The organism is Limnothrix redekei LRLZ20PSL1 (assembly GCF_043235035.1).
Taxonomy (GTDB): domain Bacteria; phylum Cyanobacteriota; class Cyanobacteriia; order CACIAM-69d; family CACIAM-69d; genus CACIAM-69d.
Map to the genome: position 1 here is coordinate 45,436 of NZ_JAZAQF010000078.1, position 17,094 is coordinate 62,529.

The following is a 17,094-nucleotide window of genomic DNA, read 5'->3' on the forward strand; positions in this document are numbered from 1 at the left end:
ACCGTTGATTAACCCTTACGTTCTAACAGCTACAACCCCAGACATCAACCAACGTGCCGTTCAGCCGCTGGCTTTGTCCCTTTTGGGTCTTGTTAAATATCCCTGGGCGCGGGTGCGATCGCCTTGCCCATTGACGAGCGATCGCGCTGGGTCGCTTGAAGGGGAGATAGACCGTTGATTAACCCCAAAGAGGGCCAGAGAATCACGATGGCCCCCAAGGAGGGCATGGTCACCGCCAGGCGCGGTTGTCCTTGCGCTCAATTCACGCCTAATTTGCTGGTGGTTTTGCGATTTTTTAACTATCTTTAACAACTGGCCGGGGGCCGATCGGCAGCCAAGCTTAACCTCTAACTGGGTCTCTCATGCAATTCCGATGGGGTGGCGATTCCGGTGGGCTGTAATTCGCCCTGATCACCCCAATCATTTGCTTTTGGCGGCGAGGGCCTTGAAACTAGAGACCAAGGCTTGGCATGAAGGAGAGAGAAAGTGCTAGGTCTAAAGGTTAGGTATTGATTGATGTTCGTAATTTTGGAGGCGATCGCGTCATGAATAGCTGTGTGTTGATGGCAGAGGTGGTGAAGGATCCCGAACTGCGCTACACGCCGGATAACTTGGCGATCGCGGAGATGTTGGTGCAATTTCCGGGGCAGCGCCCTGAAGATCCGTCCGCGACGATTAAGGCGGTGGGGTTTGGCAATTTGGCCAATGAAATTCAGCAGTCTTGCCATCAGGGTGATCGGGTGATTTTGGAAGGCCGACTCACCATGACCACGATCGATCGTCCCGAAGGGTTTAAGGAAAAACGGGCCGAGTTGCGGGTGGGCCGTGTTCACAGCTTGGGATCGCTGGCCAGCTCAGCCATGGCCGCGCCCGTGGCCCCGCCCACCAATGCCAGCTATCGATCGGCTCCGCCGCCGGCTGCCACCGTGCCGCCTCGTCCGACCCCGGCTCCGACCCCGGCTCCGGCTCCGGCTCCGAGTGATGAGCTAGATTATGATGAAATTCCGTTTTAACGAATTGAATTCAGTCAAATTTAGTTGAATTTAGCCGAATTTAGTTGAATTTAGCCAAATTTAGCCGAATTCAAAGGTTCAAACTTCCGGACTGAAACTTCTTGAATCAGGCCCTCAAGCTACGATCTCGCCCGATCGCACCGTCAGCACCTGGGCCGAATCCAGCCAGCGAGCATCAAAGGCTCCCAGGTGCGTGGTGGTGACAATGGTTTGAAACCGATCGGCGATCGCCCCTAATAATTGGTTTTGGCGGGCTAAGTCCAGTTCCGCCAAAACGTCATCCAACAGCAACAGCGGCGGTTCCCCCACCACGGCCTCGATCGCGCAAAGTTCCGCCAGCTTCAGCGCCAAAACTAATGTGCGTTGTTGCCCTTGGGAGCCGTACTGTTTGGCCGGGGCATCATCCACCGCGAGGGTCACTTCATCCCGGTGGGGGCCCACCAGGGATGTGCCTTGATATTGCTCAATTTCCGCCCGATCGCGCATTTGGGCCAGCAGGGTGGCTTCAATGGCCCGCGCTTCTTCCAGGGCCGGCAATTGCCACACATCCGGCGCGATCGCCACATTTGGCGCATAGGTCAGCGTCAGGGTTTCCACACGGCCGCTAATGGCCCCATGCCAACGACCGGCCAAGGGGGCTAACCGGGCGATCGCCCTGGCCCGCCGTCGAATTAGCCGGGTTCCCGTAGCCGCCAATTGCGCATCCCACACGGCCAGCTCTGCCACTCGATCGCTCAAGGCCTGACCCTGGCGGCGTTGCTTGGCCCAATCTCGCAACAGGGCATTCCGTTGGCGCAACACCCGCTCGTATTGGCGCAACAGGTGCGCATAGATTGGCTCCAGTTGCATCACCAAGCCATCTAACCAACGGCGGCGCTGTTCCGGCCCGCCCCGCACCAAGTCCAGATCAAGGCTGGAAAATTCCACCGCATTCAGGGATCCCAGTCCGTCGAGTTGCCGCCGCAGGGTTTCGCCGCTCCGCACCAGGGTGCGTCTGCCCACCCGTCGCAGGCTCAAGCTCAGTTCCAGGGGCCCCGCTGCTCGATCGATCCAACCGGTAATTTGGGCACAGTCTTGGGCCGATCGCACCAAGTCTCCATCGCGGCTGGTGCGGTGCGATCGCAGGGTGGCCAGCAGCTCCACCGCCTCCAAAAGGTTGGATTTGCCCTGGGCATTGTCCCCCACCAGGATTGTCTTGGGTGCAACAAATTCAACCCACTGCTCGGCATAGTTCCGAAACTGGCGCAGATGCAGACGCTGGAGATACACGACGGCGACCGGGGCGATCGAAAAGAACCCAACCATCAAAACACCAAACGCCCTCTCCCACGCACCGCAAGTTCGTTGTGCAGGTGCAAACCCGTTCGATCGGGGGGCTGAAGCCGACGCTGCTCATCAATACGCCAATCGATATTCATGAGTACTCATCCGACATCCCCTAGGAGCGCTTGTGGCGGGCCGCACGAATCACGTGGGGCAATACACCAACGGCCGCTGCCAGCACTTGATCGGGTAACTTGTCAATATCAGGACGATCGAAAAATTCTTCAAACTGATCCAGTAGTTTGCGGGCCCGCTGCTTGGCATCGCCCCGCGCCGTGAACCGTTCCACTAACTTCAGCCATTGCAACCGGATGCGATAGCCTGTTTCCTGCTCCTTTAAAGACTTGGGCAGCAACAGCTCAAAATCTCCCAGTGGAATCACCGCCTGACAGTCTTGATCCACCAGACCACCCACCGCCGCCCCGGGCCCCGCAAATTCGGCATAAAACTCTTTGATCAACAACAGGCCGTTGCGGCGGCGATTGTTGACAATCCAAACCTGACCACTCAGAACACGGCCGAGGGGCGATTCGGGGTTGATCGGATCGAGGGGCGGCGGGTCAAGCTGAAACACAGAGGCGACGTGGGACGGGTCTCGATGGGCGGCGATGGAAAAACGATCGGGAGAGAGAGAGAGGCGAATCACGGTCGTAGCTTACCCCAATGGCTTTTGCAACAACAGACGTGTGGAACGTTGCCAACTGGGTCGAGAACCACCGCCCGATCGCCCGCTGGGTAAAAAGCCAGCTCGATCGTATAACCGCCTCGCCGCACAATTATCGGCCAGGACATGAAGATACAGGGCGGGACTATCCCAGTGACGTGCCACTTCTTCACAAGCGGACAGGAGTTGGAGCGCAACCCCCCGCCGACGATAGTCGGTGCGTACCGCCAGATTGGAAATGTAGGGATAGTGATGTTGGTTCAATCGCCAAGGCAGATTGGAGCGTGCTGCAATCTCGATCGTGCCGATCAGCTCAGGATGCTGAACCCGACCCGTCGCCGCCGTGGGGGCCGTGAGAGCCACCAAACACAGACAGCGATCGCGTTGGGATTGCAGTCGCGTTCGCAAATCTTCGTAGATGCCAGCCCGCAACAGGGGGAACAGCCAACGCCACCAGCCCTGTCGTCGGTGAAAGCTGTCCGCCAACAAATCGGCTAACTCGGCTAAGTCTCGAAACTCCGCCGGTCGGATTTGCAAAGGCAGGTCAGCGCATGGGTAACTCGATCGAACCAGGTTTTGGGGAATCAGCATGAGCAACGGGGCCACAATCTTTAGGAACACCAACCACCCATCAACAGCAGCGAACTGCTTTGATGCTAACCATCTTCACACCTGCGCCGACTGTTGATTAGCCTCCTCAGTCTCGGGCGCTTTCTCGGGTGCGTTTCGGGCCCCTGGCGGGAACTCTTTTTAGGGTCTTTGGGGGATGGGGTGTCTGGCCACCTAGCGATCGAGCAACACTCAACACCATGGTTGATAACAATCGATGGGGAAAATTGCGGGAAGGCTAACTGAATTTTGCCCACCTAGCAATCACGTCCCTGTCAATGTCAACTCCATGAAATTTCACTGCCCCAATGCCGCATTAGCAATCTCCTAGAACTCATTTATCTCCGCTTAGAACCAATAGTCCGGTGGTTTCTAAGGGGGTTTTTAAATCGTCTTCTTAGGAAAAGAGCAAAGCTTGCATTCGATCATATCCTGACCAGTCCAGAAGCAAATCAGGATTTGATCCTAGACGATCGGGTATTGATTGACACATGGAGATCCTGAAAATCTGAGATCTGCAAAAAAGAAGGGCGATCACTTCAATTCAACATTCAATTAGGTCTTAAAAAAGAAAGCTGCAGCAATAAATCAAGTATGAAATTTAACCTGAACTTGATCAATTCAGGCCCTATTGCGATCATGAGGCAGCAAGGCCGAAGTGGGATGCAGAAAAAATTCCATCCGAACTTCAGCTTAATTTAGATCCCAAATGTTGATCGGTGGGCACGGCCACAGGTTCTTGACAGTCTTCCTTGAATTATGTCAAGCGCTATCCTTACAGCACCCATACAACCCATCTTGAGTTGATTCTAGGGTTGTCGTTAAATTACGATTCATCCATTATTTGGTGAAACCCATAAAAACTCAATCTATCTCTCCAATCTTCAAGCAATCTTTAAATAGGAGCGAACTAATTTTGTCGCTCACCCATCATTTTTGCTAAAGGGAGCAGTCAAATTTTTGGAGAAATGGGGATGGGTTTTTCAGGTAACCAATCCCCATAAGACATAAGGGGGCTAGTTGCTCAATGGGCTGAGCAATGCAACCCATCGATCGCCCGCTGGTGGATAAGGATTAGCGATTGGAGCGGAAGGCGGGGTTGAAAAAGAGTCGGCGGATGGTTTGTTGGCGGCGCTCTCGGTTCTCAGAAGTCAAATTCCACAGGCTTTCATAGAAAAAGAAGGACACGCCGGCCAGTTGCTTTTGGCGCACCAGTTGCACTTGGGCGGCCACGCGATCGATCGGCATGGGCTTGACCTTCAAACCCGTGAGAATGCCGACGCTGACGGGAATTTTGTAACTGGCAATTTGTAAATCCCGATCGAGCAGTTCCGCCTCAAAAAGGGCCGAATCTTCCCGGTAAATTTGCACAATCAGTTCATCAATCCAGCCGCGCCCCACCCAGTCTGACCAAGATTGCAAGGAAGTGCTGTAGGCAAAGGGTTGGGGATTGGGCGAAAGGGACATGATCGCAGTCGGTCGCTTGGCCTTGAGGGTTTGTTGAATTTGCCCCATCAGTTGTGTTAGCCGACCCGATCGCCAGCGCATCCAGTCTGGATCTGTGGCTAAATCCGGCGGGGTTTGGCCATCTCGCTCCAGGGCGTATTGGGCCAAGGTGGTGGGGTCATAGCCCAACTCCACCGGATAGGCGAAATGGTCATCAAATTGAATTCCGTCCACCGGGTAGCGAGAAACCAGCTCATCCACCAAATCGGTCATGAATTTCTGCACATCCGGATGGCCAGGATTCAGCCAAACCCGGGTATCGCGTCCGTACTGAAACCGGTTGGAACCGTCACGGCGCTGGGCAATCCAACCTGGATTTCGCCGAGCTAACTCGGAGTTGGCCGGAGTCATTAAGCCAAATTCCAACCAGGGCACAACGGCCAAACCTAAACGACGACCTTCGGCGATCGCCTCGGCGAGGATGTCTCGCTCTTGCAGTTCGGGGTGGGGGTCAATGCGTTGACCGCTGGCCCGTTCGGCCACTTCGCTGGGGTAGAGGGTGTAGCCGCCGTTCCAAACGGTGATGTAAACGGTGTTGAAGTTGGCGGCCTTCAGGTTTTCGAGGGCCTGGCGCAGGCGATCGCGATCGAACAAAATATCGCTGTCAATGTTGGTTAACCAAGCGCCGCGCGTTTCCGGCGGCCGGGCCACGAAGGGTGTGAAGGCATCGGTGGCGGGGGCTTCCAACCGATCATTCAGGGCCTGGCAGAGGAAAGCGGCGGCTTCTCCTCGGGTGACCGATCGCTCCGGTTCCAAGCGACGGGGGTTGGGATAGCTCACCACCTTGCCGGCCCGGACGGCGGCGGCCACGGCCGATCGCACTGGAAATTCCACCCGTTCACCATCTTCAAAGGTTTGGCGCAACAGGGTTCCAGCCCGAGGGTCGGCCGCGTTATCCGTCCAGCCCAAGCGGGTCATGATGATGGCAATTGCCCGATCGCGGCGCAGTGGTTCGTTGTCTTTGCCGGTGCGGGCGATCGGGGGGCCTTCTGGAACAGCCTGATTCAGCAGCCGCGCCAAATCTTCCGGGGTGGCTGGCTCATCGGGCTGAAATTGCCCAGCGCTGTTGAGGGACAGCCATCGCCGCTCGGCCAAAGCTGCCAAACAGCTTCGCGACCAATGATTACCGCCATCGGTGGGGGCTGCGATCGCCCCCAGCGCTAGGGGCCCCGCCCCGATCGCGCCCGAGAGTAAGGCGATCGAGAGTAATGTGCCCGGCGATAGCCTGCCCAAAAATAACGGCTTGTGGAATGGCTTGTGGAATGGCTTGGTGAATAACTGGGTTAATCGTTTGTGGAATGGCTTGGCTAATACTTGGGATTTGGCCAAAACGCCGGATAGGGGCGCTGGGGATCGTGTCATGGTGGTTGCTGCCCGTTCGATCGCATGTTCACCGCAGGGGCGGAAATGCCCAAGGATATAGCGCAATACGAACCATTTCTGACGAGGCCGGCATAGATTGCCTAAAAATCTCCGCCTATCCCCCTAACCTTCGCCTTTCTCGCCACAGAGAATGAACAGCGGGTCGATCGCCGCCAAAACCTGGCTGTTGGCCCGCCGTTCCAAGCGATTGCCCGCCGCTTGCACCACCTCAATGTTCAGCGCTTGCACCTCCGCCAGGGCTTCCGAAAGGGCGTACAGGCCCTCCAGGCTGGTAGACAGGGCCACCACGCGCCCCCCCAAGGGCAGTCGTTCCCACACCGTTTCCAACAAATCCTTTAGGGGCCGCCCACCACCGATGCAGACCCGATCGGGCGGTTGCTTCAGCAAACCAAAACAGTCTGGCGCGCTGCCTTCCACCACCCGCACATTCTTGACCCCAAAGCGATCGCAGTTAGTCCGAATCAGTTGCACCACGTCGGAATCTCGCTCGATCGCCACCACTTGCCCTTGCGGGATCATCAAAGCCGCTTCCACTGAAATAGTTCCCGTTCCTGCACCGATATCCCACAGCACGGAATTGACCGACAACCGCAACATGGACAAAATCGCCAGCCGGGGTTCGCGCTTGGTCATTGGGATGCCCGGCAACCGCTCAAACAAATCATCGGGAATGCCGGGTGTGACGTAGGGCCAAAGAGGTGTGGTCATAAAAATTCAACGATATCAGCGATATCAAGGTTGCGAGAACTGGAGGTTGCGAGAACTGGTCGTCATTGTCTGGAATCAAGCGGAAACGGTTGATTTTTCATGCCCTAACCGCCCTAGACAAGGGGCTTAAGCCCCTTGCCCCCACGATCCGCCAACGGTGGAATCAGGATTGTGGGCGACTTGACGGCAATCACGCAGCCCCTGCTCCGATTCACTCAGGGTGGAATCAGGGTTTCGACCGACTGGGCGATCGCCCCGGAATGGACTGATTCATCAATTAGAAAATTTGATTGATCAAGGTTATTTTTATCAGTTGATTGGATAATGCTTGATTCTTCAATCGCTTTATAGTTATAAAACGAATACAGGTTCGGGCTGGGGTCACTCAATTCCTGGGAGATTGAGCGTCCCATCTCAATGGGCAATGCCCGGAATCAAAGGCTGAAGGCTAACTGGACGATCGCTTGCGGGTTGTTCAAAGCATTAGCTCTCTGAATCTAAGGCATTGTCCGTCACTGGAGTGCTAGTCCCATAGGGGCATAGGGAATCGCTTTCGACTTGTTCGATCGCCCCTGTGCCCCCATTTAATTCCTGCTTGCTCGGCCTCCAGTAGCCATAACCCCAAGTCTGGTGGGCTTTCTGAGTCCCCAGAATACCAACCTTGACCAAGGTTTGACAGAGGTACTCATCAATGACCCTATCTTTGCGATCAACTCCCGCGCCTAGTCGCTGGGATCGGTTTTGTAACTGGATCACCAGCACCGAAAACCGCTTGTATGTGGGCTGGTTTGGTGTGTTGATGATCCCCACCATGCTGACCGCCGCGATCGTCTTCATCCTGGCATTCATTGCCGCGCCGCCCGTAGACATTGACGGCATCCGCGAACCCGTTGCCGGTTCCCTGCTCTATGGCAACAATCTGATTTCCGCCACCGTTATTCCCCCGTCCGCTGCGATCGGGTTGCACTTTTACCCCATTTGGGAAGCCGCCTCATTGGATGAATGGCTCTACAACGGTGGCCCCTACGAGCTGATCGTTTTCCACTTCCTGATTGCGATCTACAGCTACCTGGGTCGCCAATGGGAACTGAGCTACCGATTGGGAATGCGTCCTTGGATTCCCGTGGCCTTCTCGGCTCCCGTCGCTGCTGCCACCGCTGTTTTGTTGATTTACCCGATCGGGCAAGGTAGCTTTTCCGATGGCATGATGCTCGGCATTTCCGGCACTTTCAACTTCATGATTGTGTTCTCGCCGGAACACAATATCTTGATGCACCCCTTCCATATGTTGGGTGTGGCTGGTGTTTTTGGTGGCGCACTGTTTTCCGCCATGCATGGCTCGTTGGTGACCTCTTCCTTGGTGCGGGAAACCAACATGAACGAATCGCCTAATCATGGCTACAAGTTCGGCCAAGAAACGGAAACCTACAACATCGTGGCAGCCCACGGTTACTTTGGCCGGTTGATTTTTCAATACGCCAGCTTCAACAATTCCCGTTCGTTGCACTTCTTCTTAGCCGCTTGGCCCGTGATTGGCATTTGGTTCGCCGCCTTGGGCGTTTCCACCATGTCTTTTAACCTGAATGGATTTAACTTCAATAACTCCATTTTGGATAGCCAAGGACACCCGATTAACACCTGGGCTGATGTGTTGAATCGAGCCAACTTGGGCATCGAAGTGATGCATGAACGGAACGCGCACCAGTTTCCTTTGGATTTGGCAAGTTCGGCGGACTTTCAACCCGTTGCGGCCTTGCAATCGGACTTTCAAGCGGACTTTCAACCCGCTAGCCTGACAGCTCCCGCAATCGCAGGCTAACTGAAAGTTTGTGACAGGCTAACTGAAAGTTTGTGGTGTCAAAATTGGTCTTGAGGCTGATGGAAATGGTGAATCAATGTCATGGTTGGCATGAATTCGTTACCCCGTAGAAGCGCAAATCCATTTCCAGGTGCGATCGCTCCTAATCCGTTTGTCTTAATCCGCTCGTCTTAATCTGTTGAAATTTCAGAGCTTGATCAGACTAATTCTGTCAATCTTGAAATGACCCGATCTCAGTAGCTACCGATTGTTGATGTGGATTGACTGCAATTGATTGCAATTGAATAAAATTAATTGCAATCAACCAAGATTGATCAAAGTTGACCTTAATTAATGAAAATCAATCAAGATAAGTCGAAATTGATTGAAATTAGCATTGGTTAACTCAGAGCAATCAAAGTTGATTGAAATGAATTGAAATTTCTCTTGCACAACTTTGCACCATTTTGCACACCTTAGATCGACACAGATTAATTCGTCGGATTCGTCATTCTCAGCACTCATTGGATGGGGGAGACTGCGCGATCGCACCTCCCCTTTTTGTTCGGCCAAACCACCCCAGCCGAAATCACCGGTTTATTTGTGGCTCTTGAGGAGTTGTGTTCATGACCGTTATTTGGAAACAGCTATCAGCCGATCGTCCGCCGGTCAAGTTAAACCTGTGGGCCGTAGGATTCTTTGCTGTCTTTCATCTTGTTGCCCTCTCTGCCCCTTGGTTTTTCTCTTGGTCAGCCCTGGGAGTTTGCCTCCTGTTGCACTGGCTATTTGGCAGCATTGGCATCTGTCTCGGCTTTCACCGCCTCCTCAGCCATCGCAGTTTCCAAGTGCCCAAACCCCTAGAATATTTGATTGCCTTAATTGGCTCTATGGCGCTGCAAGGGGGGCCAATCTTTTGGGTCGCGGGTCACCGATTGCACCACGCTTTCACCGAAGACGAAGACAAAGACCCCTATTCCTCTCGGCGCGGTTTTTGGTGGAGCCATATGCTCTGGATGTTGTATCCGCGGCCGGAGTTTTTTGAATACGATCAATACCAACGCTATGCGCCGGATTTGGCCCGCGACCCCGTTTATCGGTGGTTAAATCAAAACTTCCTGTGGCTGCAACTCCCGATCGCGATCGGGTTGTATTTCTGGGGTGGTTGGTCTTTTGTGATTTACGGCATTTTCCTGCGAGCCGTTTTGCTTTGGCATTCCACCTGGTTCATCAATTCCGTAACCCATTTGTACGGGGGCTATCGTCCCTTTGCAACTGAAGACACCACCCGCAATCTCTGGTGGGCGGCCATTTTGACCTATGGCGAAGGTTGGCATAACAATCACCATGCCTACCCCCATGTGGCGAAATGTGGTTGGCGTTGGTGGGAAATTGATATGACCTGGTGGGCGATTTGGGTGCTGTCTATTTTGGGCTTGGCTCGCAATATTCATCAGCCGCCGGAGTTGCTGGAGTCATAAGCTTTTGAGCCGAAAGCTTGAAACAGAATCCGTGATTCAATAATTCAAAAACAGAACTGAAAACCATCGAAACAAGGGGCTTAAGTCCCTTGTTTTCGTTGGTAGCCGTATCTTGATTAAATCCGTGATTCAATAATTCAAAAACAGAACTAAAAACCATCGGTGCAAGGAGCTTAATTCTCTTGTCTTTGTTAGTGAATTTATCTTAAGTCTAAGAAGTACATTAAAAATAAATCTGTAAAACAAACCTCAAAACCAAACCTCAAAACCAAATCTTAAGACCAAATCTTAAAATCAAATCTTAAAGCCCATGAATTGATCGATCGACTTGATAGACCCGACCATTAACAATTCTTGAAACGATCGAACCGGTTGACGATCGGGCCATGTCGTTCGGGAAGCCGTGCGGCATAATGGGGCGTGGTCTCGGCTTTGGGGCCGATCGACTGGGATTTTTGACCGAGATCGCTCGCCATGATTGAAGTGGAACAGTTGCGGAAGGTCTACGGCAGCACCGTAGCCATTCGCGAGGTGACGTTTTCTGTGGAGCCGGGAGAAATTTTGGGGTTTTTGGGCCCCAACGGTGCAGGCAAAACCACCACAATGCGGATTTTGACCGGCTATCTACCGGCTACCAGTGGCACGGCGCGGGTAGCGGGATTTGATGTGCATGACAATTCGATGGCGGTGCGCGAACGGATTGGCTATTTGCCAGAAACGCCGCCCCTCTACCCAGACATGACGGTGGAGGGATTTTTGAACTTTGTGGCGCGGATTAAGGGCGTTTCGGCGGGCGATCGGGCGGAGCGGGTGCGCTGGTCGATCGAGCGCTGTGGTTTGAGCGATCGCCGCAAAACCATCATTAATAAATTGTCGAAGGGCTATCGCCAGCGGGTAGGGATTGCCCAGGCGATCGTGCATGATCCACCGGCCATTGTGTTGGACGAGCCAACGGTGGGTCTGGATCCGCGCCAAATTGCGGAAGTCCGTAACCTAATCAAAAGTTTGGCGGGTGACCATACGGTGATTTTGTCCACCCACATCCTGCCGGAAGTGAGCATGACTTGCAGCCGGGTGGCGATCGTGAACGGTGGGCGGGTGGTGGCCACCGACACCCCCGATAACCTGATGGCGGGTCGTGTGGGCGGCGCGGCCTACGATTTGGAAATTGATGGCGCTGAGTCGGCGTTGGTGATCCTGACAGAAGGAGAGCCGCCGCAATTGCTTGATCGAGCGGCCCAGTTGGTGGAGCGGTTGCAAACGTTGGCGGGAGTGCGATCGGTCACGCTTCAAGGATCTCCAGGCGATCGGGTCGATCGATTGCGGTTGAAGGTGGCGATCGAGCGAGATACGGAACCGGCCCAAGAAATTGCCCGCGCCATCATTGCCGCCGATTTGGGGCTATGTGAATTGCGCCGCAGCCAAGCCACCTTGGAAGATGTGTTCTTGGATTTGACCACGGAGGAACCGACGACCCCAATGGAGACAGCTGGGGCGATCGATTCCCTTGATCCGGTGGCTGCGGATCCCGAACCGATCGACCTTGCCATTTCCCCAGACTCGCCCCCGGAAGCTGCTGAATAAGGCCCGCTAGGAAGGCCCGCTAGGGTTGATCTGTCATACCAGTTTTGAGCTGCCAGCTTTTCTGCGCATGGATTGCGAGTTACGGATATAGAACCGGCAACCAGCTAGTCAACGAATTGCATTATCAAAGAGTGCTTTCTTCTGACCTTGCTTCCTAACACTTTCCTGTTTCCAATTGCCATGACTGACTCTTCTTGCTTTTCAGCTTTCAATTCTTAATGCTGGTTTTAATGCTGACCTCTTGATTTGGTTTGCTCATCTTTCACGGCTAACTTTTAGATTTTTCTCAAGGATGGTTGAAACTGAGGCATGGCTGTTAACTTAGGGCATCGATTGCGAGTAATTTTGGCCAATATTGTGGCCATCTATCAACGAGAATTACAGAGCTATTTTGTCTCTCCCTTGGCCTATGGAGTGGCTAGTATTTTTTGGTTAATTGCAGGCATTTTCTTTGTAGCAGTGCTGCTGGGACCGGCGGGCATCATTGCCCAATCGGCCATGCGCGATATGCAGGGCCAGCAAATGGGCATTCCTGTGCCGCCGATTGATGTTCCCTACGAGTTTCTGAAAATTTATTTGGGGAGTTTGGGGTCACTATCCCTTTTCATTCTGCCGATTTTGTCCATGAGTCTCTATACCGAAGAGCGCAAACGCGGCACGATCGAGCTACTAGCCACATCACCAATCACGAACTGGGCCGTAGCCCTGGGCAAGCTCTTAGGGGTGCTCACCTTTTTTGCCAGCATTTTGGCTCCAATTTTGTTGCTGGAATTGATTGTTTTGGCGGCTTCTAATCCGCCCATTTCTCCTTGGGTGGCAGTATCGGGGCACCTGGGGCTGTTGCTGATGGGGGGTGGCGTTTTGTCTCTGGGAATGTTCCTGTCATCCCTAACGGCTAGCACGGTTTTGGCGGCGATGATGACCTTTGCCCTCAATCTTTCCCTCTGGATTATTGATCTGTTGGCTAACGCGATCGGGGGTGATGTGGGCCAGGCGATCGGGCATTTATCCTTGCTGAAACATTACGAAGCGGCAGTGCGTGGTGTGCCCGAAACAGGCAGTGTGATTTTGTTTTTGAGCTATATCCTACTCGGTATTTTCCTAACGGCCCAATCGGTGGAAACTTTCCGTTTTCAGCGCTCTTAGGCATTTCCTTGCATTCTGGATTTTAGGGCGATCATCTAAATTTCATCGCTTAAATTCCATCGCCTGAGTTCAAGTGCCTGAGTGCGATTCGGGAAACGCAATTGAGGAACTGCAATTGAGGAACTGCAATTAAGCAGATGAAATTGTGCAAGTGAAATTGGGTGGATTCAGTATTAATTCTGGCTTGTTTGCCATTCAGGGGGAACTGATTTAGTGGCTATGAAACTGGCATCTGTGCGGCAACTGTTGCCTCGTTATCTCAAATCTGGGCTTAGATATCTCGGTAAATATCTAATTTTTGTGGGCCTGTTCCTGATGACGGCGGGCCTGTCAGCGGGCTTTGTGGGTGGCTGGGGCCCCTTGGCTGGGGGGCTGATGGTCGCTGGCATTGTGGCGATCGGGATTTGGCTGGTCACCCACGGTAATTTGCGCCGCACTTGGAGCCAGCGATCGACCCAATCTAATACCAATGCATTGTTGGCGACCTTGGCCGCGTTGCTGATTTTTGGGGCGATCAATTTCTTGGGATCTCGTTACAGTACCAAGTTTGATTTAACCGAAACTCAACTGTTTACGCTGGCTCCCGAAACCCAGGAAACGGTGCGCAATTTGGGTCAAAAAATCAAAATCTTGGTTTTTGATCGATCGCTCTCTGATACCGATCGGGAACTGCTGAATAATTACGCCAAATTAAATCCCAATTTCACCTATGAATTAGTGGATCCACAGGTGGATTTTGGCCGGGCCCAAAGTTTTAAGGTCAAATCCTTTGGGGAAGTGTATTTGGAAGCAGGTGAACAGAAACGCTTGGTGACCACCTTGGGGCCCGAAAGTCGCCTGAAGGAAACGGAGCTAACCAACGCGATCGCCCAGCTTTCCAGCACCACCCAAGCAACGATTTATTTCCTGCAAGGCCACGGAGAGCGCCCAATTGAAGGAGAACAGGGCGGTTTGACGGAAGCGGTGACGGGCCTGAAAACCAAAAACTTCATCGCCAAACCCTTGAACCTGATTCGCGAGGGCAAAATTCCCGAGGATGGCATTGCCTTGGCAATCATTGGCCCCCAACGTCCTTTGCTCGATCGGGAACTGGTACTGCTGGAAACCTATTTGCAGCGAGGTGGGCGGCTGTTGGCGCTGCTGGATCCCGCGTCCGATGGCGGCCTCAGCCAGTTGCTGACCCGTTGGGGGGTGAAGCTGGATAACCGCCTGGTGGTGGATGCGTCGGGAACGGGCCAGTTGGCCGGTTTAGGCCCCGATGCCCCGATCGTCACCCAATACGGCGACCACCCAATCACCCAGGATTTCAAAGGCGGGGTTTCGATTTACCCGGTGGCGCGATCGCTCGAAATCGTCACCACCAGCGGCATCACGGCCACGCCTCTCATCAAAACCGACGAAAAGAGTTGGGCTGAAAGTGAACCCACCGCCCAACAACTCACCTTCACGCCCCCGCAAGATCGCCAAGGGCCGTTGGTTTTGGGGGTTGCCTTGGAACGGGCGATCGCCCCTGAACCGGCCGCGAGTCCCTCCCCCAGTCCTAGCCCGACGGCCAGCCCCAGCCCGACCGTATCTCCAACGGCATCCCCAACGGCTAGTCCAAGTCCGACCGTATCTCCAACGGCATCTCCAACTGCTTCTCCGACGGCTAGCCCAAGTCCGACCGTATCTCCAACCGCATCCCCGACCGCATCTCCGACGGCTAGCCCAAGTCCGACGGTATCCCCAACCGCATCCCCGACGGCCAGTCCCAGCCCGGCCCCTCCGAAAGCTGCTCGGTTGGTGGTGATTGGTAACTCGTCGTTTATGGCGGATGGGCTATTTAGCCAGCAGCTCAATGGCGATGTGTTTCTGAATTCGGTGGGTTGGTTGGGCGATCGCGCGGAAAGCAGCCTTTCCATTCGGCCGCGCGAACCCAATAACCGACGTTTCACCATCACGAATCAACAGTCCGCGCTGTTGCTGCTGTTGGCGTTGGGGGTGTTCCCGATCGGGGGGCTGACCTTGGCGGGTGTGATGTGGTGGAAGCGACGCTAGGGAGCGAACGACTATGAAGCTCAAATCTTCGACCCTTTGGATTTTGGCGATCGCCCTGGGGGTGGCCGGTGGCGTGGCTTTGTTTGAGACGCAATCCACCCAAAAACAAGCCCAACAACAGCAACAGGCCAAGCTGTTTGGCTTTGCGGAAGCTGATATCCAACAGTTGACCCTGAAGCTGGGCGATCGAACCGTGCAGCTCGATCGCCGGGCCAACTTCCAACCGGGGCAAACCCTGTGGGAATTGCGGTTGAATGGAAGTGCAGCGGAACCGGCCAGCGATGGAGCCGTGGCGTTTTTGACCAGTTTGCTGGCCTCGTCTCAGCGCGATCGCACCATTGAGCGATCGCCCGCCCAGCTTGCAGAATTGGGACTCGATCGCCCCCGTGCCGAAATCACGATGCGCCTGAAAACCGGCCAGCAACATCGACTGGCGATCGGGCAGGCTGGGTTTGACGATTCTTTTCTCTATGCGTTGGTGGATCCGCCCCAACCCTTGCCGGGTAAGGTGTCTGTGTCCTTAATTCCCAAGGATTTTCAGCTCGCCACAATCGATCGGCCCTTAGCGGAATGGAAGCAACCGCCGCCGCCCCCGAGTCCTAGCCCGAGTGGATCGGTCACGCCCAGCCCGACAGCCAGCTCGACAGTCAGCCCGACGGCTAATCCCACAGCCAGTCCCAGTCTCAGCCCCAGCCCCACAACCTCACCATCGCCCGCAGCCTCACCGTAGGGGCGCATCGCCATGCGCCCTCCGGTACGCCAGATCCCCCAATACCCAAAGAAGATCAAGCGATTGATCCTGGCGGAGGGCGTACATCGGAGGGCGTACATCGGTACGCCCCTACGCAAAACCCGTGGGGACGGCGGTGCTGGCTGCTGTCGGGGTTTCGCTTAAAATTCAAAGGTTCGATCGCGCCTGCCACCTTTGCAAACATGTCTTTAGCCACTGCAACACTGCTCATTAACTGTCCAGATCAACGGGGTTTAGTCGCCAAAATTGCCAGTTTTATTGATGCCAACGGTGGCAATATTCTGCACGCCGACCAACACCAAGACCCGACAGCCAATCTCTTTTTGAGTCGGGTGGAATGGCAACTAGATGGGTTTAATTTACCCCGGGATTTAATTGATCCAGCCTTTGGGGCGATCGCCAAACCCCTCGGCGCAACTTGGCAGCTTCACTTCTCTGACGAAGTACCCCGGATGGCTATTTGGGTTAGCCGTCAAGATCATTGCCTGCTGGATTTGCTGTGGCGGAACAAAGCCGGTGAAATCCCCGCCAAAATTGTTCTCATTATTAGCAATCACCCGGACTTGGCCCCGATCGCCCAACAATTTGGCATCGACTATCACCACGTGCCCATCAGCAAAGATACCAAGGCCGAAGCCGAAGCTAAACAATTGGAGCTACTGCGGGAATATCAAATTGATTTGGTGGTGCTGGCGAAATATATGCAAATTCTCACCCCGGGATTTGTGGCGGCTTTTCCGAATGCGATTAACATTCACCATTCCTTTTTGCCGGCATTTCCCGGAGCCAATCCCTACCAACGGGCACACGATCGGGGTGTGAAAGTGATTGGCGCAACGGCCCACTACGTCACCCAAGATTTGGACGAAGGGCCGATTATTGAACAGGATGTTTCTCGAGTCAGCCACCGCGACACCGTTGAGGATTTGGTTCGCAAAGGGAAAGATCTAGAACGAGTGGTTTTGGCCAGGGCGGTGCGGTTGCACTTACAAAACCGGGTGTTGGTGTATGGCAACCGCACGGTGGTGTTTGAGTAGGTTTTTGAACCGGGGATTCACCGAAAATGGGTAGCGGAATGGGTTATGCGATCGGAG

General features: G+C 54.2%; 14 protein-coding genes. 8 read left to right on the top strand and 6 right to left on the bottom strand.

Annotation, left to right across the window (positions count from 1 at the left end; all coding sequences use genetic code 11):
- Window positions 1-92: 92 nt before the first annotated feature.
- Window positions 93-233 carry a hypothetical protein gene (locus VPK24_RS12915; protein WP_393013929.1) on the bottom strand — a complete coding sequence of 47 codons (141 nt, stop codon included), beginning with the start codon at window positions 231-233 and terminating at the stop codon, window positions 93-95.
- A gap of 312 nt (window positions 234-545) precedes the next feature.
- Between VPK24_RS12915 and VPK24_RS12920 the strand changes: the two genes are divergently transcribed.
- The gene (locus tag VPK24_RS12920; protein ID WP_393013930.1) at window positions 546-1,013 is read left to right on the top strand and encodes a single-stranded DNA-binding protein; all 468 of its coding nucleotides are present in this window, start codon (window positions 546-548) and stop codon (window positions 1,011-1,013) included.
- 114 nt (window positions 1,014-1,127) lie between these two features.
- Here VPK24_RS12920 and recF read toward each other — a convergent pair whose 3' ends face one another.
- The 5 genes from recF to cbiT all read right to left on the bottom strand — a co-directional run bounded on the left by recF (window position 1,128) and on the right by cbiT (window position 7,206).
- A complete protein-coding gene (gene recF, locus VPK24_RS12925; RefSeq protein ID WP_393014192.1) occupies window positions 1,128-2,282 on the bottom strand; it encodes a DNA replication/repair protein RecF in 1,155 nt (384 codons plus the stop codon).
- Between the two features lie 169 nt (window positions 2,283-2,451).
- Window positions 2,452-2,982 (bottom strand): hypothetical protein, encoded by a 531-nt coding sequence (locus VPK24_RS12930; RefSeq protein WP_393013932.1) that lies wholly within the window; start codon window positions 2,980-2,982, stop codon window positions 2,452-2,454.
- A 9-nt stretch (window positions 2,983-2,991) separates the two neighbouring features.
- Entirely contained in the window at window positions 2,992-3,621 is a 630-nt protein-coding gene (locus VPK24_RS12935; protein ID WP_393013934.1) for a GNAT family N-acetyltransferase, read from the bottom strand.
- Window positions 3,622-4,683: 1,062 nt separating this feature from the next.
- Window positions 4,684-6,477 (bottom strand): glycoside hydrolase family 10 protein, encoded by a 1,794-nt coding sequence (locus tag VPK24_RS12940; RefSeq protein WP_393013936.1) that lies wholly within the window; start codon window positions 6,475-6,477, stop codon window positions 4,684-4,686.
- Between the two features lie 123 nt (window positions 6,478-6,600).
- Window positions 6,601-7,206 (bottom strand): precorrin-6Y C5,15-methyltransferase subunit CbiT, encoded by a 606-nt coding sequence (cbiT, locus tag VPK24_RS12945; RefSeq protein ID WP_393013938.1) that lies wholly within the window; start codon window positions 7,204-7,206, stop codon window positions 6,601-6,603.
- A gap of 691 nt (window positions 7,207-7,897) precedes the next feature.
- Between cbiT and psbA the strand changes: the two genes are divergently transcribed.
- The 7 genes from psbA (at window position 7,898) to purU (ending at window position 17,037) form a co-directional block, all read left to right on the top strand.
- Window positions 7,898-9,025, top strand: coding sequence for a photosystem II q(b) protein (gene psbA, locus VPK24_RS12950; RefSeq protein ID WP_393013940.1), 1,128 nt, complete (start codon window positions 7,898-7,900; stop codon window positions 9,023-9,025).
- Window positions 9,026-9,630: 605 nt separating this feature from the next.
- The gene (locus tag VPK24_RS12955) at window positions 9,631-10,482 is read left to right on the top strand and encodes an acyl-CoA desaturase (RefSeq protein ID WP_190355266.1); all 852 of its coding nucleotides are present in this window, start codon (window positions 9,631-9,633) and stop codon (window positions 10,480-10,482) included.
- Window positions 10,483-10,956: 474 nt separating this feature from the next.
- On the top strand, window positions 10,957-12,066 hold the full coding sequence (locus tag VPK24_RS12960) for an ABC transporter ATP-binding protein (RefSeq protein ID WP_393013942.1): 1,110 nt from the start codon (window positions 10,957-10,959) through the stop codon (window positions 12,064-12,066).
- A 333-nt stretch (window positions 12,067-12,399) separates the two neighbouring features.
- Window positions 12,400-13,212 carry an ABC transporter permease subunit gene (locus VPK24_RS12965; protein ID WP_190355307.1) on the top strand — a complete coding sequence of 271 codons (813 nt, stop codon included), beginning with the start codon at window positions 12,400-12,402 and terminating at the stop codon, window positions 13,210-13,212.
- A gap of 219 nt (window positions 13,213-13,431) precedes the next feature.
- Entirely contained in the window at window positions 13,432-15,249 is a 1,818-nt protein-coding gene (locus tag VPK24_RS12970) for a GldG family protein (protein ID WP_393013944.1), read from the top strand.
- A 13-nt stretch (window positions 15,250-15,262) separates the two neighbouring features.
- Window positions 15,263-15,979 (top strand): DUF4340 domain-containing protein, encoded by a 717-nt coding sequence (locus tag VPK24_RS12975; RefSeq protein WP_393013946.1) that lies wholly within the window; start codon window positions 15,263-15,265, stop codon window positions 15,977-15,979.
- Window positions 15,980-16,182: 203 nt separating this feature from the next.
- Window positions 16,183-17,037 (top strand): formyltetrahydrofolate deformylase, encoded by an 855-nt coding sequence (purU, locus tag VPK24_RS12980; RefSeq protein WP_099534156.1) that lies wholly within the window; start codon window positions 16,183-16,185, stop codon window positions 17,035-17,037.
- Window positions 17,038-17,094 lie beyond the last annotated feature (57 nt).